Source organism: Rhodococcus sp. NPDC056743 (assembly GCF_042790355.1).
GTDB lineage: Bacteria > Actinomycetota > Actinomycetes > Mycobacteriales > Mycobacteriaceae > Rhodococcus_F.
On the sequence record NZ_JBHTZI010000014.1, the window covers coordinates 106,486 to 125,342 of the forward strand.

The 18,857-nt window shown below is 62.9% G+C and carries 18 protein-coding genes; 6 read left to right on the forward strand and 12 right to left on the reverse strand.

What is annotated here, in order from left to right; translation table 11 throughout:
• Positions 1-55: 55 nt before the first annotated feature.
• Positions 56-1,330 (reverse strand): alkaline phosphatase family protein, encoded by a 1,275-nt coding sequence (locus ACFRFQ_RS28390; protein WP_378664946.1) that lies wholly within the window; start codon positions 1,328-1,330, stop codon positions 56-58.
• Entirely contained in the window at positions 1,327-3,006 is a 1,680-nt protein-coding gene (locus ACFRFQ_RS28395; protein ID WP_378664947.1) for an alkaline phosphatase D family protein, read from the reverse strand. Before ACFRFQ_RS28395 ends, ACFRFQ_RS28390 begins: the two co-directional genes overlap by 4 nt.
• 123 nt (positions 3,007-3,129) lie before the next feature.
• Here ACFRFQ_RS28395 and ilvD point away from each other — a divergent pair, with 123 nt between their 5' ends.
• Positions 3,130-4,824: a dihydroxy-acid dehydratase gene (gene ilvD, locus ACFRFQ_RS28400; protein WP_378664948.1), complete on the forward strand. Its 1,695-nt coding sequence runs from the start codon at positions 3,130-3,132 to the stop codon at positions 4,822-4,824.
• 41 nt (positions 4,825-4,865) lie between these two features.
• On the opposite strand, the gene ACFRFQ_RS28405 is transcribed toward ilvD, so the two are convergent.
• Together ACFRFQ_RS28405 and ACFRFQ_RS28410 are read right to left on the reverse strand one after the other, a co-directional pair.
• Positions 4,866-5,522 carry a serine protease gene (locus tag ACFRFQ_RS28405; RefSeq protein WP_378664949.1) on the reverse strand — a complete coding sequence of 219 codons (657 nt, stop codon included), beginning with the start codon at positions 5,520-5,522 and terminating at the stop codon, positions 4,866-4,868.
• Between the two features lie 73 nt (positions 5,523-5,595).
• Positions 5,596-6,312, reverse strand: a complete 717-nt coding sequence (locus ACFRFQ_RS28410; RefSeq protein WP_378664950.1) for a DUF6319 family protein — start codon at positions 6,310-6,312, stop codon at positions 5,596-5,598.
• A gap of 171 nt (positions 6,313-6,483) precedes the next feature.
• On the opposite strand from ACFRFQ_RS28410, the gene ACFRFQ_RS28415 reads away from it, so the two are divergent.
• Entirely contained in the window at positions 6,484-7,557 is a 1,074-nt protein-coding gene (locus ACFRFQ_RS28415; RefSeq protein WP_378664951.1) for an adenylate/guanylate cyclase domain-containing protein, read from the forward strand.
• Positions 7,558-7,562: 5 nt separating this feature from the next.
• Here the strand turns inward: ACFRFQ_RS28415 and ACFRFQ_RS28420 are convergent, their stop codons facing one another.
• Entirely contained in the window at positions 7,563-8,195 is a 633-nt protein-coding gene (locus ACFRFQ_RS28420; protein WP_378664952.1) for a TetR/AcrR family transcriptional regulator, read from the reverse strand.
• A gap of 56 nt (positions 8,196-8,251) precedes the next feature.
• Here ACFRFQ_RS28420 and ACFRFQ_RS28425 point away from each other — a divergent pair, with 56 nt between their 5' ends.
• Complete coding sequence (locus ACFRFQ_RS28425) at positions 8,252-9,838, forward strand: MFS transporter (protein WP_378664953.1); 1,587 nt, start codon at positions 8,252-8,254, stop codon at positions 9,836-9,838.
• A 13-nt stretch (positions 9,839-9,851) separates the two neighbouring features.
• Here ACFRFQ_RS28425 and dmpG read toward each other — a convergent pair whose 3' ends face one another.
• The 3 genes from dmpG to ACFRFQ_RS28440 are packed head-to-tail and all read right to left on the reverse strand — an operon-like array spanning position 9,852 to position 12,645.
• Positions 9,852-10,880: a 4-hydroxy-2-oxovalerate aldolase gene (gene dmpG, locus ACFRFQ_RS28430; protein WP_138870403.1), complete on the reverse strand. Its 1,029-nt coding sequence runs from the start codon at positions 10,878-10,880 to the stop codon at positions 9,852-9,854.
• Positions 10,877-11,821, reverse strand: coding sequence for an acetaldehyde dehydrogenase (acetylating) (locus tag ACFRFQ_RS28435; RefSeq protein ID WP_378664954.1), 945 nt, complete (start codon positions 11,819-11,821; stop codon positions 10,877-10,879). The genes dmpG and ACFRFQ_RS28435 overlap by 4 nt, the downstream gene beginning before the upstream one ends.
• The gene (locus ACFRFQ_RS28440; protein WP_138870405.1) at positions 11,818-12,645 is read right to left on the reverse strand and encodes a 2-keto-4-pentenoate hydratase; all 828 of its coding nucleotides are present in this window, start codon (positions 12,643-12,645) and stop codon (positions 11,818-11,820) included. Before ACFRFQ_RS28440 ends, ACFRFQ_RS28435 begins: the two co-directional genes overlap by 4 nt.
• A gap of 69 nt (positions 12,646-12,714) precedes the next feature.
• On the opposite strand from ACFRFQ_RS28440, the gene ACFRFQ_RS28445 reads away from it, so the two are divergent.
• Positions 12,715-13,476 carry an IclR family transcriptional regulator gene (locus ACFRFQ_RS28445; RefSeq protein ID WP_138870406.1) on the forward strand — a complete coding sequence of 254 codons (762 nt, stop codon included), beginning with the start codon at positions 12,715-12,717 and terminating at the stop codon, positions 13,474-13,476.
• 20 nt (positions 13,477-13,496) lie between these two features.
• Here the strand turns inward: ACFRFQ_RS28445 and ACFRFQ_RS28450 are convergent, their stop codons facing one another.
• Entirely contained in the window at positions 13,497-14,408 is a 912-nt protein-coding gene (locus ACFRFQ_RS28450) for an AEC family transporter (protein ID WP_378664955.1), read from the reverse strand.
• 47 nt (positions 14,409-14,455) lie between these two features.
• Between ACFRFQ_RS28450 and ACFRFQ_RS28455 the strand changes: the two genes are divergently transcribed.
• Complete coding sequence (locus tag ACFRFQ_RS28455; protein ID WP_378664956.1) at positions 14,456-14,971, forward strand: CGNR zinc finger domain-containing protein; 516 nt, start codon at positions 14,456-14,458, stop codon at positions 14,969-14,971.
• A 3-nt stretch (positions 14,972-14,974) separates the two neighbouring features.
• Here the strand turns inward: ACFRFQ_RS28455 and ACFRFQ_RS28460 are convergent, their stop codons facing one another.
• Positions 14,975-15,496, reverse strand: coding sequence for an Lrp/AsnC family transcriptional regulator (locus ACFRFQ_RS28460; RefSeq protein ID WP_378664957.1), 522 nt, complete (start codon positions 15,494-15,496; stop codon positions 14,975-14,977).
• A 164-nt stretch (positions 15,497-15,660) separates the two neighbouring features.
• On the opposite strand from ACFRFQ_RS28460, the gene hppD reads away from it, so the two are divergent.
• The gene (gene hppD / locus ACFRFQ_RS28465; RefSeq protein WP_378664958.1) at positions 15,661-16,863 is read left to right on the forward strand and encodes a 4-hydroxyphenylpyruvate dioxygenase; all 1,203 of its coding nucleotides are present in this window, start codon (positions 15,661-15,663) and stop codon (positions 16,861-16,863) included.
• A 27-nt stretch (positions 16,864-16,890) separates the two neighbouring features.
• Here hppD and ACFRFQ_RS28470 read toward each other — a convergent pair whose 3' ends face one another.
• Positions 16,891-17,550 carry an NUDIX hydrolase gene (locus ACFRFQ_RS28470; protein WP_378664959.1) on the reverse strand — a complete coding sequence of 220 codons (660 nt, stop codon included), beginning with the start codon at positions 17,548-17,550 and terminating at the stop codon, positions 16,891-16,893.
• A complete protein-coding gene (locus ACFRFQ_RS28475) occupies positions 17,547-18,833 on the reverse strand; it encodes an adenylosuccinate synthetase (RefSeq protein ID WP_378664960.1) in 1,287 nt (428 codons plus the stop codon). The genes ACFRFQ_RS28470 and ACFRFQ_RS28475 overlap by 4 nt, the downstream gene beginning before the upstream one ends.
• Positions 18,834-18,857: the final 24 nt, after the last annotated feature.

Consider the following 18,857-nt stretch of genomic DNA (forward strand, 5'->3'; position numbering starts at 1 on the left):
GTACCGGGCTTTGCGACTGCGGTTGATCGTCACCTCGTCATGCTACTGACCGCCGCTAGACACCTACCTGAACACCCGCGGTGCGAGCGGCGCCGTCCCACCCTCCGGCCGGTGCCGGAAGACCGAAGAGCGCAGCGACTGTCGGTGCCACATCGATCGTGCGTACCGGAGTATCGACGCGGCGACCGCCGTCGAGTGCCGGGTGACCACCGCTGAGGAAGAACGGAATCGGCAGCGTCACCGAGTGGCCGTGGTTACCCGGAATCGGGTTGGACAGCGGTGTCGGATCACTGAAACGCCACCCTTGCGCGCAGAACGCAACAACATCACCGGCATTGTCTCCGAGATTGAATTCCCCTGGAAGATGGCTCGATTCGACGCCGTCGACAGCGCCGACAATTTCCTGAATGCGTCGGACAGCCTCGGCCCGTTCCTGATCCGGTCCCACGAAGTAGATCAGATCGGCGCCACCGTTCTGCGCGATGCGGATCTTTCCGGACAACAACGGATCTGCGTTGAGCGGACGATCCAGTCCGATGAGACGCGTCGGCTCCGACCAGTCCATCGAATGATCGGCCAGCACAATGAGGACGCTTCGATTCCACCGTCCGGTGCTGTGCAGGAAGTCGACAAAGCGTCGTACCTGATTGTCGGTGTTCTGCAGTGCGGCGGTACGCGCGATCCGAATCGACGGTCCCGAAAGGTCAAGGTGACCAACACGGTCCACGTCGCCGAGGTTGGTGAACGACAACCGCGGTGAGCTCTCGCCGACGATCCTAGTCAACGCGTCGATCGTGAAATTGTCCGGGGCATGCTCGGTGCCGGGAAGTAGTGGCTGCGGATCCCAGACGACGGACGCGCGATCACCGAACAACCCGTGCAGATATTGCTTGGACAGCACACTCGCAGTGGTCAATCCGAGTTCGGTGCGCACCCGGTCGAGGACCGTCGACGTCTGCAGATCCGACGCCCGGTCGAGATCACGCTTCTTGTCGATCGCCGGGTCGTAGACGGAATTGGCCGGCACACCCGAACGCGCGGGGTACACGCCGGTCATCATCGCCGTGTGGTTGGGAAGTGTCTCGGCGATGTTGATCGCGCTGGCATTGGGGTAGTGAACACCACCAGCGGCCAGACCGGTCAGCATCGGTGTGAGATCCGCTCGCAGTTCGTCCGGGCGCATACCGTCGACAACCAAGACGTAGACGTCGACGTCAGGTAGTCCGCCACCTGTAGGTACGCCCGCATTCGCCGGCGCACCGAGCAAAGCTGTTCCCGCAAATACACTTCCGCCGATCAACACGTTGCGGCGCGAGAGTTCGAGGCTCACTGGTTGACTCCTGGTCGGTACGAGTTCGGGTCGAGCGGACTGAATGACGGCGCAACCCTGCTTCCGGCACCGGCAGGCAGCCGGTAACTGGTTGCGTAGTGGGCGTTGCTCTGTGGATCGGTGACGTTGTCCACGTAGTACCAATCCATCTGGGTACCATCGCGGGCGATGTCGAATACACCGTAGCCGTGCGAATCCAGTTCGACGTACCGAACGTGGCGATTGACCGCCTTGAACGCTTCTTCCGCCGCAAGGGAAACGGTGCGCGGCGGCACCTTCAACATGTCGTCGATGTTGGGAGAGGTCACCGACGGAACAACGAACTCCGCGCCGACGGTCGGTCCACCCGGATAGTTGGCGGCGTTGGTGGGCAGGTCGCACGCCCACGACGTGTGAATGTCTCCGGTGATGAAGACCGTGTTGTCAACGTTGTTCGCGGTGATGGCGTCGAACAGTCGCGTGCGGTCGGCGGTGTACCCGTCCCACTGATCGGTGTTGTACGGGTAGCCCGCCTGGGGAAGGCCGACCAATTCGGTCAGTGCCGCAGTGGTGGCCGGTTCAAGCGGTGGAAACACGCACGGCGTGATCATGACGGGATTGCCGACGATCTTCCACTGCGCCGGCGAGGTGACGATACCGCTGGTGAGCCAATCCATTTGCGCGCGTCCGGTAATGGTGCGGTTCGGGTCGTCGACCTGACGCAATGTGGGCTGCTCGTCGCGGTACGTGCGCAGATCCAGCATCGAGATTTCGGCCAGGTTTCCGAAGCGGAACCGCCGGTACAGTTGAACGTTCGAACCACTGCCGGAGGGCCGAACCGGCATCCACTCGAAGTAGGCCTTGGCCGAGTTGGCCTTACGATTCGCCCACTCGCCTTCGACGCCGGGAGTGTGGTTTTCGGCGCCGTCCCGGAACGCGTTGTCGGCCGATTCGTGATCGTCCCACGTAGCGATGAACGGCAGTTTCAGATGCAGAGCGGCAAGGTCCGGGTCGGTCTTGTACTGCGCGTGCCGGATTCGGTAGTCCGCCAGGGAAATGATCTCGTGTGCCGGTTCGTGCAGTCGTACCGATCCGTTCTTGGCGCCGTATTCGCCCTGGCCGTATTCGTAGATGTAATCACCCAAATGGATGATCGCGTCGAGGTCCTCCCGGAACCCGAGATGACGATAGGCACCGAAATATCCTGCCTCCCAGTTGGAACAGGAGACAACTCCGAAGCGCATCCGATCGATGTCCGCCGAATTCGACGGAGCGGTGCGAGTCCGTCCGGTGGGTGAGAGCACCGAACCGGCGGCGAATCGGTACCAGTACGTAGTGGACGAATCGAGGCCTGTCACATCGACTTTGGCCGTGTGGTCCGACGCCGCCGACGCGACGACACTTCCCGACGCCACGACAGTCGCGAACCCCTCATCGGTCGCGACCTGCCAGTTCAGCGTCACTGCGGGCCCGATTCCGGAACCCGGGGTTGCATCCGCCGTGGGAGTGATGCGCGTCCAGATGATCACCGCGTCCGGCAGCGGGTCACCGGACGCAACTCCGTGGTTGAAGCCCACAGGCACCTCGGCACTCGCGCGGTTGGCCGAGGCGACACCGAGGCCCACTGCACCGGCTAGCGCTGCCGAACTCTGCAGGAGGCCACGTCTGGTTATTCGATCAAAGGCATTCGTGTGCACGCTAGGAGTGAATCCACTTCTGAACAGATGTTCAAGAGAGCTTCGCGATGTTCACCCAGGCTTCGCCTGCGTGCCTTCGCCAGTAGCCCGGAAGTTGGTTCAGGCGGAGCCTATGCTTGGAAAATGACCGAACCCGACATCAAGCCCAGAAGTCGTGACGTCACCGACGGACTGGAAAAGACCGCAGCGCGAGGCATGTTGCGCGCAGTAGGAATGGGTGACGACGACTGGGTCAAGTCGCAGATCGGCGTCGCCTCATCGTGGAACGAGATCACCCCCTGCAACCTTTCCCTCGACCGCCTGGCCAAAGCCGTCAAGGAAGGTGTCCGGGAGGGCGGTGGGTTCCCCCTCGAATTCGGCACCATCTCCGTTTCCGACGGTATTTCGATGGGTCACGAAGGTATGCACTTCTCCCTCGTCTCTCGAGAGGTGATCGCGGACAGTGTGGAAACCGTCATGCAGGCCGAGCGCCTCGACGGTTCGGTCCTTCTCGCCGGCTGCGACAAATCACTGCCGGGCATGCTCATGGCGGCGGCTCGCCTCGACCTCGCCAGCGTGTTCCTCTACGCCGGTTCCACGTTGCCTGGTGTCGCAAAACTGTCCGACGGCACTGAACGCGAAGTCACCGTCATCGACGCCTTCGAAGCTGTCGGTGCGTGCTCCCGCGGGTTGATGAGCCGCGAAGACGTCGACATCATCGAGCGCTCCATCTGCCCGGGCGAGGGTGCGTGCGGCGGCATGTACACCGCAAACACCATGGCCAGCGCTGCGGAGGCCATGGGCATGTCGATACCCGGCAGCGCGTCGCCGCCGGCGCCGGACCGTCGCCGCGACGGGTTCGCCCGCGAGAGCGGCAAAGCCGTCGTCGAACTCCTTCGCCGAGGAATCACCACCCGCGACATTCTCACCAAGGAAGCGTTCGAGAACGCGATAGCGGTGGTCATGGCTTTCGGTGGCTCCACCAACGCGGTGCTTCATCTCCTCGCGATCGCACACGAAGCGTATGTCCCGCTGACGCTCGACGATTTTGCTCGCGTCGGAGCCAAGGTTCCGCATCTCGCCGACGTGAAGCCTTTCGGAAAACACGTCATGACCGACGTCGACCGCATCGGCGGAGTTCCCGTCATCATGAAGGCGTTGCTCGACGCCGGTCTCATGCACGGCGATTGCCTGACGGTCACCGGTAAGACCGTGGCGGAAAATCTGGCGCACATCACCCCACCCGATCCGGACGGCAAGGTTCTGCGGGCGATGAACAAGCCCATTCACCCGACCGGCGGCATCACGATCCTCAAGGGCTCGTTGGCTCCCGGCGGCGCGGTCGTCAAGTCCGCCGGCTTCGAGTCCGACGTATTCACCGGTACTGCACGCGTTTTCGAACGCGAACGGGCCGCCATGGACGCGCTCGAGGACGGCACCATCACCGCCGGCGATGTTGTGGTGATCCGGTACGAAGGCCCCAAGGGCGGACCCGGAATGCGCGAGATGCTGGCCATTACCGGCGCTATCAAGGGCGCGGGCCTGGGTAAAGACGTCCTGCTGCTGACCGACGGACGATTCTCCGGCGGAACCACCGGCCTGTGCGTCGGGCACGTCGCGCCGGAGGCTGTGGACGGCGGACCTATCGCGTTTGTTCGTGACGGCGATCAGATCCGGCTCGACGTCAGTACCGGTCTGCTGGAACTTCTCGTGGACGACGCGGAACTGGTTGCCCGCAAAGAAGGTTGGGAGCCGTTGCCCCCGCGCTACACGCGCGGCGTGCTGGCGAAGTACACCAAGCTGGTGGGATCAGCGTCAGGTGGAGCAGTGTGCGGCTGAAGCCGTACAGATACCGCACCGAGTCCAGATAGCGCACCGACCTAGATCGGCTGGAACCCGGCACCGACGCCTCCATCGGAATTGATATCCGCGATGATCGAGGACATGTTGGTGCCGAGTTCCGGCCCCAGGCACGGCACGTACAGGTAGGCGTTCACCATCGCCACCAATGTGGTTCCGACAGTGACGGGGGCTCCGGAATCGCCGTGGTCAACACACACCTGGGTCCAGGTCTGAGCGTCGGCGCTCAGATTTCCCCACACGACGCCGCACGTCTGCCCTGTTGTGCGACCTTCTTTGCAGGCGATGGCTGGGAAGCTCGCGGGCTGTCCGATCGACGTGATGGTTGCACTGTCGACGGTCCGAACGGGCGTTACTTTTGCCGGATTGAACTCGATGATCGCATAGTCGAGCTCTGAATTGGACTTGACGAAGGTGCCGACGACCCCGGCTCCCTCGTCGTCCTCTGGAACAACCGTCGAACCGGGTCCACCACAGTGACCTGCGGTGATTCCCACCAGCCGACCGCCGTTGTCACGCCCGATCGTTGTCAACGTACATATCGTCTCGCCGCTGATGATGATGCCGCTGCCCCCGCCGAGGGGTGTTGCCGCGGCAACGGCCGTCCCACTGACCACCAACCCGAGTCCCAGTGCAATTACGACCGCTGCCAATACGGAAATGATTCTCTGCAACATCACACACTCCCCGCCGAGTAGTCCCCGCTGCACAAATCGCATACCCCGGAAACTCGGCACCTACGCAGGAGAGTTACTCGTTGGTTCCCAGCGCCTCGAGCATCTTGCGTGCTTCGTCGAGTTGACGGCTGAGCTCGTCCACCCTGGCGGCAGCGGCGTCGCGAGCCTCCACGATGATCGATTCAACGGCCTCGATGGCCGTCGGCTCACCCAGTTCGCGGATGGCACGCTCAACAGCGTCGGGTGCCACGGGAACCGCTTTGCCCGGCCGCTTGGCCCCCAACGTGACGGTGACGCTCCAGTCGTTGTCGGCGCCGGCGTGGATGGTGACGCTGACTCCCGGCGGCAGTTTCTTGGCACGCTTGACCGCCGGGCGAGGCGCCGGAGTCGCGGTGGGCGCAGCGACCGGAGCGGGTGAAGGGGCCGGCGTGGTTCGGGGCTTCGGCCGAGTTTCGACGAGTGGTTCCATGAGCGGTTCGGACTCCACAACTGGTTTAGGGCGGGGCGCGGGTTTGGGGGGTGTGGACGCCACGCGGTTGATGCGCAATTCCTCTGCCTCGAAAGGCAATTCGTCATTGACGCCCTTGGGGCGAATCAGCACGGTGTTTCCGTCCACCGACACCACCTTCGCGGACGTGCCTGCGTCGATGCCGAGGCTGGGTGTTGCCTCGCGTAGGTATACGGTGGCGCGTTTGCCTTCGGCGACTGCCGTGGCGAGAGCTGCCAAGTTTTCCGCAGTGAGGTGATCCGGCGTTGATGCGGTAGCGCCGGAACGTCTACGGGGTGGCATGCGCAAATCCTTTCGAGAGTGTCGGTATAGCTTTTCTCGGGGCAACTCTTGCACAGGGCACCGACGCGTTCCCGCTCACCGCCTGTCAGGTTCGCCGAATTCAGTACTGTTCGGCAGAGCGCACGTGAAAGATAGTGTCGGAAACACAGAACATGGGACGCAAGGAGCACAGTGAACAGTTCGGAATCAGCACCGATCGACGAGGGCACCGAACCCGGCATTTCACTGTCCCGAAGTGGTTTCGACGCTCCCACCTTCAGCCGTATTCAGTCCGATGTCGAAGAATTCCTCCTCGGTGGTCCGCGGTGTTACACGCAATCTCAGATCGCCGAATTCGCGGGCGTTTCCCGTGAGCGTGCAGATCGACTGTGGGTCGCGATGGGTTTTGCCATCAACGACGACCCGGACGCCGTCATGTTCACCCAACAGGACGCCGATGCCTTGCAGGGCATCATCAGAATGGTCGATCGTGGAATCATCTCGCGCAGTGGCGAAGTCGCTGCGGCACGCGCGCTGGGCCAATCGATGTCGCGTCTCGCCGAATGGCAGGTCTCGATCATCGGCACTCATATCGTCGATCAGTTGACGGAGTCCGCAGATGACGACCCCGAGGCGATCCGCAAGCAAATTCTGCGGCTCGGCGCCGAGATCATCCCCGCTGTCGAATCGCTCCAGACCTATGTGTGGAAGCGGCACGTCGCGTCGTCGACGGGTCGGAACGTCGGAAATCCCGGAGAAGAATTCTCCAGCCGGATCTTGGTCGTCGGTTTTGCGGACATCGTCGGATACACCTCACTGACCCGAGGACTCGACCCCACCGAACTGAACGATTTGCTCGAACGCTTCGAATCCGCATCCACCGAAATCATCGGCCGCAACTTCGGGTGGGTCGTCAAAACTGTCGGCGACGAGGTGATGTTCGCCGTGGAAAGCCCTCATCACGCCGCCGAAATCGCCTTGCAGATTCAAAGCGCCGTGCTCGCCGACCACGACGATCCACAACTGCGAGTGGGGCTCGCCATGGGTCCGACACTCGTCCGTTTCGGCGATCTGTACGGGTCCGTGGTCAACAAAGCTGCCCGGCTGACCAGTTCCGCGCGCCCCGGCACGGTACTGATCGACTCGGAATTGGCCGCAGCGGTGAGCGACGACGACAATTTCAAGCTCCGCCACCTCCGGCCGCGGCGCGTGCGCGGCATCGACCGCCTGGAGCAGTACGTGCTACGACGCAATCTCGAACCGTAGCTGACTCACGCGCGTCGAGCAGCGAGGAAATCGTCGACGATCTGCGCACACGCTGATTCTCCCAACGGCGTCATCGTTGCCAATTTGGTGAGCACCAACGGACCGACCAGCTGCGCGAGCGCAACGTCGTAGTCGTACTCCCCCAACTCCTCGATTGCCTCGGGCGTACGCAAGACCCGGTCGAACGCGTCCCGGTACTGCTCGATGATCATCTGTCGCAGCGACCGGATCTCCGGTTGCCGCTCGGCCAGCGCCGCCGTGCTCGAGTAGCCGGTCAGATCCGGTCCCAAACCGAGCCAGCACATCGCTGTGACCTGGATAGGAGCGCTCTCGATCGCCTTGGCTTGATTGGTGAGAAGCTCGAGCAGCTGGGCTCGCAGATCGCCCTCTCCCGACAGCGCAGGCACGGACGGCAGCAGTCGCGCAAACGCCGCGGCCACCAACTCGGTGCCGCTGTCGAAATGCCGATACAACGTCGCGCGAGCAACATTCGCGAGCTTGGTGACGGCGTCGATCGTGACCGCATCGACTCCGCCTTCGGCAAGAAGTGTTGTTGCAGCGTCGAGCAATCGAGTCCGGGATCGCAGTTTGCGCGGATCCTCGTCTGCTGCCTGCCGATCTGCGTCAACCGTTGTCACAACCACAGTTATACCCAATCGGGGGTTGTGGAACTACCATTCTCCCAACGATACTGATGGTCTTGTTTCTATGGGGAGGCTTCGTGACCAGTCAGACGGAGATCGAACAGAGCACCTGGACGCCGCGGCAGATCTGGATGCTGACAGTCTCGTGCTGCGCGGTGGCATTGGTCGTCGCAGCCATGGCCGCACTCAACACCGCACTGCCCGACATAGCCCGTGACACCGGCGCCACCCAAACACAGCTCACCTGGATCGTCGACGGTTACACACTCGTGCTCGCCTGCCTGCTGCTGGCTGCCGGCGCGCTCGGTGACCGTTACGGCCGACGTGAACTACTGATGTTCGGATTGGTCGTCTTTGCGGCAGGCAGCGCGATCCCCGTCTTCATCGACGAACCGTCGTGGATCATCGCCTCCCGGGTCGTCTCCGGAGTGGGCGCCGCATTTGTCATGCCCGCGACACTCTCGCTGCTTACCGCCGGCTTTCCGGCCACCCAACGCAGTCGAGCTGTCGGCGTCTGGTCCGGTGTGGCCGGATCGGGCGCCATCGCCGGACTTGTCATCTCCGGGTTCCTGATCGAAAAGTGGTCGTGGCATTCGATATTCATCAGCCTCGCCGTCGTCTCCGGACTGATCCTGGTGGCCTCGTTCACCATCGCGTCGTCGAAGGACGAGGAGACAACTCCGCTGGATTTCCTGGGCACCGCACTGATTGCCGCGGCGATCGGCCTTTTTGTCCTCGGCATGATCGAAGCGCCCGTCCGCGGCTGGTTGAACCCCGTGGTTCTTGCACTTCTGATCGGCGGAATCGCCATGGGTGTCGTGTTCAGCTTCGTGGAATTGCGTTCCGCCCATCCGCTTCTCGATGTCGGACTGTTTGCCAACCGCGCATTCGGCAGCAGCGCAACATCACTCGTACTTCAGTTCCTCGCCACCTTCGGCATGTTCTTCATGCTCGTGCAGTACCTGCAACTCGTGCTCGACTATTCACCGCTGCAATCGGCGCTCGCGCTTCTCCCGATGGCCGTCCCGGTCATGGCGCTGTCCGTAGTCTCGCCGCTACTGATCCCGCTCGTCGGACTCCGCATTCTCACCGCAGTGGGAATTGCGCTTCTCGGCACCGGAATCGCACTCGTGACCAGGTTGGAGTTGGGATCGAGCTATGTCGACGTGTGCATTCCCCTCATCGTTGCCGCCATCGGATTGGGACTGTGCACCACACCGGCCACCGCCGCAATCGTGTCCAACACACCGGACGCCAAACAGGGCGTCGCGTCGGCGATCAACGACGTCACGCGCGAAATCGGTTCTGCGATAGGCGTTGCGCTTGCGGGCAGCATCTTGGCCGCGACGTACGCTCGGCACGTTCAACCTGCCGTCGACGTGCTGCCTGAACCGGCCAAGGAACCGGTCTCGGGTTCCCTGGCTGCGGCTCTGCACATCGCGGAAAGTGCCGGACCACAAGGTGATCAACTGGCGGACTTCGCCCGCGAAGCCTTCATCGAAGGAATGAATCAAGCTGCGTTGACCTTGGCCGTCATCATCTGGGTTTCTGCGGTCGTTCTCGGATTCTGGGCACCCGGACGGCAGAAGAGCAAAGAGGCGCTGCCGTCGGAATCGACGGCAGCGCCTTTGGCTTGACGGCTGGTGAGCGTCAGGCAGATTCGCGGTCACGCTCTGCAGCGAGGGTGAGCGCGATGTCGACGATCATGTCTTCCTGACCGCCGACGAGACGGCGCTGGCCGGCTTCGAGCAGCAGTGTGCGGACATCGATGCCGTAACGCTCCGACGCGGTCTCCGCGTGGCGCAGGAAGCTCGAGTAGACACCCGCGTAGCCGAGCGTGAGGGTTTCGCGGTCGACGCGAACCGGCCGGTCCTGCAACGGACGGACGATGTCGTCGGCAGCATCCTGCAGAGCGAACAGGTCGCAGCCGTGCTCCCACTCCTCGATGTTGGCAACGGCGATGAACGCCTCGAGCGGGCAGTTACCGGCACCGGCACCGTGTCCGGCGAGCGATGCATCGACACGGGTGACGCCGTTCTGCACTGCCACAACGGAATTGGCAACGGAGAGCGAGAGGTTCTCGTGCGCGTGGATACCGATTTCGGTGCCGTCGTCGAGGATGTCGCGGTACGCGCGAACACGATCCGCGACGTCGTTCATCACCAGACGTCCACCCGAGTCGGTGACGTAGACGCAGTGCGCGCCGTACGACTCCATCAACTTGGCCTGCTTCGCCAGTTCTTCGGCCGGTGCCATGTGGCTCATCATCAGGAAGCCCGAGACGTCCATGCCGATCTCGCGGGCGGTCTCGATGTGCTGCGCGGAGACGTCGGCCTCGGTGCAGTGGGTGGCAACGCGAACGGAGCGTACGCCCAGGTCGTAGGCATGCTTGAGTTCACTGATCGTGCCGACACCCGGCAGCAGCAGCGTGGTGAGGCGAGCGTGCTCGAGCACCTCGGCTGCTGCTTCGATCCATTCCCAGTCGGTGTTCGAGCCGGGACCGTAGTTGAGCGAGCCACCGGCGAGGCCGTCACCGTGCGCAACTTCGATCGCGTCGACGCCGGCAGCGTCGAGAGCTGTGACGATCCGCTTGACGTCCGTCGGCGAAATGCGGTGGCGAACGGCGTGCATGCCGTCACGAAGGGTGACGTCCTGGACGAAGATCTTACGGTTGCTCACTTGGCTGCTTCCTTCTGCTGGGCGATGCGCTCCGCGATCTGCATTCCGGCGGACGTCATGATGTCGAGATTGCCGGCGTAGGCAGGCAGGTAGTGTGCAGCACCCTCGACCTCGAGGAATACCGACACCTGGTGGGTGGGGCGATTGCCGTCGACGAGCAACGTCTCGACCGGCTGGTCGGCCGGGATCTCGGTGATCTGGACTTCCTGCTTGAGGCGGTAGCCCGGGACGTATGCCGAAACGTCGCCGACCATCTTCTCGATCGACTGACGGATCTCGTCGTGAACAGCCGGATCCGGGGCGTCGACGAGGCAGAAGACCGTGTCGCGCATGATCAGCGGCGGCTCAGCGGGGTTGAGGATGATGATGGCCTTGCCGCGGCGAGCGCCGCCGACTGCCACGATCGCCTCGGACGTGGTCTCGGTGAACTCGTCGATGTTGGCGCGCGTTCCGGGACCGGCCGACTTGGAAGCGATGGACGCGACGATCTCCGCGTATGCCACCGGAACTACCCGAGAAACAGCGGCAACCATCGGGATCGTGGCCTGGCCACCACACGTCACCATGTTGACGTTAGGTGCGTCCAGGTGCTCGTCCGCATTGACGGCCGGCACGACGTACGGGCCGATCGCAGCCGGTGTCAGGTCGATCATGCGCTTGCCGAGCGGTGCCAGGCGGGCGTTGTTGGCGACGTGCGCCTTTGCCGACGTCGCGTCGAATACGATCTCGATCTCGTCGAAGTTCGGAAGACCGACCAGGCCTTCGACGCCTTCAGCCGTGATCGGCACGTTCAGACGCGCGGCGCGAGCCAAACCGTCCGACGCCGGATCGATGCCGACCATGGCACCCATCTCCAGGTGGTCGGAATTACGCAGCACCTTGATCATCAGATCGGTGCCGATGTTGCCCGATCCGATGATCGCGACCTTGACCTTGCTCATGCGTTGTCCCCTTTGCTGGAAAAACTTGTGGTGACCGAACCGAGTCCGGATACGTTCACGGTGACGACATTTCCCGCTACGACCGGCGCCATGGGGCCGAGAGCGCCGGAGAGAATGACCTGACCTGCAGTCAACGGCTGACCGAGTTCACGGGCGGTGCGGGCGAGCCAGACAACTGCCTCGATCGGATCACCCAAGCAGGCGGTTCCGACGCCGGTGGATACCTCGGTACCGTCGACGCTCATCGACATGACAACCTCGGCGGGTTCGACCTCGGCGAGGGTGCGGCGCTCGGTTCCGAGGACGTAGACGCCGGACGACGCGTTGTCGGCTACGGTGTCACCGAACTTGATGTCCCAGGACTCGATGCGGCTGTCGCAGATCTCGATCGCGGCGACGGAGTACTCGATCGCGTCGCGGACCTGCGCGCTGTCGAGCGGTCCGTCCACGAGGTCGGAGCCGAGCACGAAGGCCACCTCGGCCTCGACTTTCGGCTGAATCAGGCGATCCATAGGGATCGAGTCGCTGCCGGAGAAGTCCATGTCGGCGTACAGAACACCGAGGTCGGGCTGATCGACGCCGAGCTGTTGCTGGACCGCTACCGAGGTCAGGCCGATCTTGCGACCCACCACGACGGCACCTGCGTTGCGACGGATTTCGTCGACGCGGCGCTGCACGGCGTAGGCGGCAACAAGGTCTTCACTTCCGATCAGATCCCGCACGGGTGCGCAGGGCACGCCGGTTGCGGCGGCGGTCGCGAGGCGATCCGCGGCAGCGGCGATGTCGGTCTCGCTCGCTGTACTGGAGTTCGAGGGCTGGCTCATGACCCCTACTTTCCAGGCTTGCACCCCACTACGCCAGGTTGATGTCTCACTCACCGATACGATTGACGAATGACTGGTGGCGCGAACCTCGACACCGTGCTCGGTAAAGCCGTGACGATCCTGCGCGCATTCCGGCCCGACGACCACGCCGTGCCCCTCGCGACGCTCGTCGCGCGGACCGGATTGCACAAGGCAACGGTGCACCGCCTCGCCGGTGAACTCGTCGCGAACCGGTTACTCGACCGCGTCGAGGGCGGCTACCGCCTCAGCGGCGGTCTGTTCGAACTCGGGATGCTCGCTTCGCTCGAGCGCAGCCTCCTGGAAATGGCGATGCCGTTCCTGCAAGACCTGTACGAGCGAACCCACGAAACAGTGCATCTGGGTGTACGCGACGGACACGACGTCGTGTACATCGCCAAGATCGGCGGGCATCGCCAGGCTAACTCCCCCTCGCGCACGGGTGGACGGATTCCGCTGTACTGCACGGCAATCGGCAAGGCATTGCTCGCCTACTCGGAGCCGGATTTCCGGCGCGAAGTGCTCGCGGCACCGATGACCCGACGCACCCCGCACACGATCGTCGCGCCCGGCATCCTGAGCACCCAACTCGATCGGGTCTTCGAAACCGGTGTTGCCTTCGAGCGCGAGGAATCAGCGCCGGGTCTCACGTGTGTAGCCGCCCCGGTTTTCGGAAGCAACGACAAACTTGTGGCCGCCATCAGCGTCACCGGTCCCACCAGTCGGTTCAAGCCCGAAACCCAGGTGACCGTCCTGCGCGCAGCCGCCGAAGGTTTGCGCAGCACGATGGCCCGCCGCGAGAACCTGCGCTGACCGCAGAGAACGGCGCCTGCTCACATAACCGCTATCAGTGGCATGGTCACACCAGCCAAGAGCGTCTGAACCCCGGTTATCGACGCCATGAGTGTGGTGTCGCCGCCCATCCGGCCGGCCAGGATGTAGGCCGAAGGCGCAGTCGGCACCGAACTGATCAGGATCACACTAGCCAGAAGAGTCCCTTGGATTCCCATGGAAGCGGCCAGGGAACCGACGAGCAGCGGCAGCGCCACCAGCCGCAATGTCGACGACAGTCCGACGTCGGCCACGTCCCGCAGACGCAGACGCAGCGTAAGTCCTGCCCCCACCGCAAGAGTTCCCGTCACGAGGGCGGGTGAGGCCAGGAGGCCGAGAGTTTCGCCGACAAGATCGGGAAGCGAGAAACCGGCAACGCTCAGGGAAAGGCCGATCAGACAGGACAGGATCAGCGGGTTGGTCGCCAACTCGCGGACGATATGCCCTGGTGTGACCATCTTTTCGCCAGCGCCGTAGCGCGCAAGGACGACAATGCACAGTACGTTCACCGTGGGCACCACCACGGCCGAGCAGAGAGCAAAGGTCGCGACGCCCTCGGCTCCGTTGAGCGCGGAGGCAAAGACCAGCCCGATGTACGTGTTGATGCGGATGCTGCCCTGCACCACCGAGGTAAGGCGGGGGCCGTCGGATCGCAGCAAGCGCCCCAACCCGACAAGCATCAACGCGGTTGCGACGAGCGGCGCTGCCAGGGTCAGGAACAACGGCCACACCGGCATAGTCCTCACCTCGGTGACGGCAATCGAACTGATGAACAGTGACGGCGTGAAGACGTGGTAATTCAGCCATTCCAGACCTCGCCAGAAGCCGTGGTCCTGGACAAATTTCTGTCGGATGACAAAGCCCAGAACTAGCAGGATGACTACGGGGACGATGGCGGAGGTCACGAGATGCACCCGGACCACGATGCTTTAATGGGTCAATGCAGTTCAACCATGACAACATGACGGGAGTCATGCTCGCTGCAGACCTGGCCAACATGACGAAGACGGCCGCGCCAACCTGCGACGATGTGCAGGAATTGTTTATCGCGCACCAGATCAGAAGACCTGACGTGAGCGCCGGCGCGCGCGAGGAAATTCTGGATTGGGGCCGACGCCTACACTCTGTCTTCTCACAACGGGACATCACGCGACGCTGCGAGGAACTCAACGATCTTCTCGGCCGCTCAGCCACCCGGATGCATCTGACATCGCATGACGGACTACGCCCGCACCTGCACTTCATGCGGGACGACGACGATCTGGTCCGACGAATCATGGCCGTGACGGCCGGGAGCCTTTCGCTCTTTCTGGTCGAGTCCGAGGGGCTCAGACTCGGCGCGTGCGCCCGGGAGAGTTGCTCGAAGGTTTTTGTGGACACGAGCCGCAATGGAAGACGCGCCTATTGCTCGCCCCGGTGCGGCAACTACGACGCGGTGGACCGCCACCGCAGCAAGGCCCGTCAGCGCCTGCGCTAGACGTCACTGCCGATACGCGGGCGCCTTGGTGCCACTGCGAGCCTCGAGGGTCTCGAGCAACGGCAACGCCCGAAACGGCACCACTACCGACAGAACCATGACGCTCGTAGAGCGGGTGGCCACTCCTGAGCGATTGAGGTCGAGCAGGGTCTGCTGCAAACCTTGATGCGACGCTGCCGCCACTCGGCACAGAACGTCACCGGTTCCCGTGGTCGCAAATGCTTCGATCACACCGGGTATGGCTTCGAGTTTGACCGTAACGGTATCGAGTGCACCCTGGGCAATCTCCAGAGTCACAAATGCCTGCACACCGAAACCTGCTGCAGCCAAGTCGATATGCGGTTCGTAGCCGGCGATGATTCCGCCGTCCTCGAGTCTGCGCAGTCTGGCCTGCACAGTGGCCCGGGCAACCCTGGTCACCCGCGACAGTTCGAGTGCCCCCGCTCGCGGATGCGTGTGCATCGCTTCGAGCAGGGCCAGATCGAGACCGTCGATCGACACTGCACCGCGTACCGATTCCGCCATAGCTTCCAACCTATACACAGCGACTGGAAAACCCCACGGATCTCGCCGTATTCCGTCGGAACGACTAGCAGAAAACGCACACGTTGACTAGCTGCATCGCGTCGGACTTAGCTACATGCATCGGAAGAATCTGTCGCACCGCGACACTGCCCGGAGGACGCGAAATGACCATCGAACACATCACCGACGAGGAACGGTTGGCCGGACTCGATCTCGAGCAGCTACGCCAACTGGTCGGACTGATCGAATACGACGACGCTTCGGATCCCTTTCCGGTCCACGGATGGGACGGACTCGAGTGGATCGTCGGTAACGCCACCCAGACCTCCCACTTCTATCAATCCGCCTTCGGCATGACGTTGGTGGCGTACTCGGGCCCGTCCACCGGCAACCGCGACCACCACGCGTTTGTACTCGAAAGCGGCGCAGTACGTTTCATCGTCAAGGGAGCTGTAGACCCGGCAAGCGAGTTGATCGAGCACCACCGCATCCATGGCGACGGTATCCGCGACATCACCTTGAACGTCCCCGATGTCGACAAAGCCATAGCGCACGCCATCACGCAGGGCGCGCGGATTGTCGCCGAACCGCACGACATTGCCGACGATCACGGCAGCGTCCGATTGGCGACCATCGCCACGTACGGCGACACGCGGCACACTCTGGTCGACAGGTCCGGATACCACGGACCGTACTTGCCCGGATATGTCAGTCGCACATCGTCATTCGTCGCCCGCGATGGCGCCCCCGAGCGAATCTTCCAAGCTCTCGATCACGTAGTCGGGAATGTGGAACTCGGGAAGATGGACGAGTGGGTCGACTTCTACCGGCGCGTCATGGGGTTCACCAACATGGCGGAGTTTGTCGGTGGCGACATCGCGACCGACTACTCAGCACTGATGAGCAAAGTCGTCTCCAGCGGCGACCACCGCGTCAAGTTTCCGCTCAACGAACCCGCAATCGCGAGGAAGCGATCACAGATCGACGAGTACCTGGAGTTCTACCAAGGTCCAGGCGCCCAACATCTAGCGCTCGCCACTGCCGACATCCTGACCGCCGTCGACGCACTTGTTGCCGAAGGAATCGAGTTTCTGTCGACACCGGCGTCGTACTACGAAGACCCGGAACTGCGCGCCCGGATCGGCAAGGTGCGGGTTCCCATCGAAGAACTGCAGAAACGTGGCATCCTCGTCGATCGAGACGAGGACGGCTACCTCCTGCAGATCTTCACGAAGCCGATTGGCGATCGACCCACCGTGTTCTTCGAACTCATCGAACGCCACGGATCACTCGGTTTCGGCTTGGGCAATTTCAAAGCACTGTTCGAGGCGATCGAGCGCGAGCAGGCGCTGCGTGGAAACTTCTAGGGCTGGAAACTTCTAGCGTGGAAACTTCTAGGTATCTGCGCTCCACTGCCACACAACCGACGGGCGACCCGTTGCACTGACCCGCACACGCTCGTCGGTACGTTCCAGTCCGGGTAAGGATTTGAGTGTGCGGTTGAGATTGCCGGGGTCGGGGCGGGCGCCGGAGAGTTCCTCGGCGACGGCCAGCGCGTAGGACGCCGGAAACGACGCCCCGGTCAGAGCCCGAGTGAAAACCTGATCGCGCCACAAGAGAGAGTCCGCCAGGATCTGCCGAGTATCCGCAACTATCCGATTGTGATCGAAGGCAAGATCACCCGGGTTGTCCCAGCTCACCCATTCAGGAGTGATGTCACCGGTAGGCACATCGCTGGGCGTGATGATCGCCCACATCGTCACCGACAGTGTCGGACCACGCGGGTCTCGGTGGGGTTCGTCGAACACCGCCAACTGTCCGCTCGCAAGAATCGCGTCGTCGGGGAGCCCGAGCTTGGTAGTCACCGCTCGCCGCGCCGCATCTTGGAGTCGTTCACCCGCGCCGAGCAGTACACCGGGCAACGCACGCTGCCCGGTGTACGGCTCTGCCTGCCGCTCGGCCACGGCAAATCGCAAGTGGCCAGGTTCCGGATTGCCGAAACGCAGAGCGATGACGTCGATCGAGACAAGTGACTGTTCCACGCCATCCATCATGCAGGCACGCCGGCGCGAAGCCGACGATCGGCCCGGTCTGGTCCGTCCGAGGTAAGCACTACCGGAACCGCGATCTTGCTGCCGAGGTAATCGACGAATTGCTCGGCGTCATCCGGAACTTCCCGCCGCACAGTCGACATGGCCCGCAGCGCTTCCGTCAACGCTGCCTGATGTTCGAGATCCTTCCACTTTCCGACGGGTATCGACGTGCACCAGTCGTACCTGTCCACACCCTGAATCGGAGTGCCCGCCGACGTTGCACGTTCCAGCGCGTCGAGGTGCGTGAGAGCCAGCCCGTCGACGCCGCCACTGACCTCCACCGCGTACCGCAACAACATTGTGTCGAGGTGACCGACCCGAAATGAGCCCTGGTACTCGCCGACGCCGTTGTGCGGTTCCGGCAGGACTGCCCCGAGCACTCTGTCTTCGGTGGGAAACGGCCCGGCACCGTGACGCGTGGTGTACGTGCGGGTCACACCGAGCACATAACTCTCCCTGCTCATTTCGGCGATCATTGCGCGGGCATTGGACGGCTCCACCGTCGACCACGTGGTATGCGGGTGAAATCCACGCCACTCGTCGAGGAGGACACCCTGCGCACCTTCGAAGACCAGTCGACCACGGGCACCGACGGACTCCAACGCGCCAGGTCCGACAATATCCACTACCGCAGCGAATTCCGCGTACATGTCGACCATGTCCACTAGTGCGGGAAACCTGTGACGACCGCCGGAGATCAAACTCCCGTAGTACTCTGCCAGGTTCTCGAGTTTGCGCGCGAGCGCATCCGGTCGTCGGCAGTCTCCGACGGTCGGCGCGTCAGGGTGGCCGAGCGCATACGCTGCCGTCTCACCGATTCCCTTGCCACACGAGCCGTGCCGGTTGCCACCTCGCGCATCCTCACGAGCCCGGTTGGCCGCCACGTGAATCGGCGTCGTCAACAATGCCCGACTGTCGACGGTCAACAGGTCGAATGGATCTTGTACGCCAATGGCTTCCAACGCTCGCGCTTCCCTCGCCAAGGAGATCGGTTCGACGAGCACGAACTTCGAGAGAAAGGTAGGAATGCCGTTGAGTGTTCCCGATCCGAATTGCGAAAAGGTGTGGTGACGTTCTCCGCTTACGACGTTGTGAGCGGCTTGCGCTCCTCCGTTGAACCGAACGACTACCGCCACATCAAGATCTGCCTGTGGTGAGCAGAGCCAGTCGACCGTGGCGCCCTTCCCGGCGTCACCGAAGCCCAGGTCGACAACAACGATGTCACGATCACCCAAAGCGTCCATTGTGTCCTCCTTCAGTCTCCGTCC

Bases quoted from the DNA above. Each gene is read 5' to 3' on its own strand.
- ACFRFQ_RS28440 (WP_138870405.1), bottom strand. From the start codon at position 12,645: ATGAGCCAGCCCTCGAACTCCAGTACAGCGAGCGAGACCGACATCGCC.
- ACFRFQ_RS28435 (WP_378664954.1), bottom strand. From the start codon at position 11,821: ATGAGCAAGGTCAAGGTCGCGATCATCGGATCGGGCAACATCGGCACC.
- ACFRFQ_RS28445 (WP_138870406.1), top strand. From the start codon at position 12,715: ATGACTGGTGGCGCGAACCTCGACACCGTGCTCGGTAAAGCCGTGACG.
- hppD (WP_378664958.1), top strand. From the start codon at position 15,661: ATGACCATCGAACACATCACCGACGAGGAACGGTTGGCCGGACTCGAT.
- ACFRFQ_RS28410 (WP_378664950.1), bottom strand. From the start codon at position 6,312: ATGCCACCCCGTAGACGTTCCGGCGCTACCGCATCAACGCCGGATCAC.
- ACFRFQ_RS28425 (WP_378664953.1), top strand. From the start codon at position 8,252: ATGGTCTTGTTTCTATGGGGAGGCTTCGTGACCAGTCAGACGGAGATC.
- ACFRFQ_RS28470 (WP_378664959.1), bottom strand. From the start codon at position 17,550: ATGATGGATGGCGTGGAACAGTCACTTGTCTCGATCGACGTCATCGCT.
- ilvD (WP_378664948.1), top strand. From the start codon at position 3,130: ATGACCGAACCCGACATCAAGCCCAGAAGTCGTGACGTCACCGACGGA.
- ACFRFQ_RS28455 (WP_378664956.1), top strand. From the start codon at position 14,456: ATGACGGGAGTCATGCTCGCTGCAGACCTGGCCAACATGACGAAGACG.
- ACFRFQ_RS28405 (WP_378664949.1), bottom strand. From the start codon at position 5,522: ATGTTGCAGAGAATCATTTCCGTATTGGCAGCGGTCGTAATTGCACTG.
- ACFRFQ_RS28475 (WP_378664960.1), bottom strand. From the start codon at position 18,833: ATGGACGCTTTGGGTGATCGTGACATCGTTGTTGTCGACCTGGGCTTC.
- ACFRFQ_RS28460 (WP_378664957.1), bottom strand. From the start codon at position 15,496: ATGGCGGAATCGGTACGCGGTGCAGTGTCGATCGACGGTCTCGATCTG.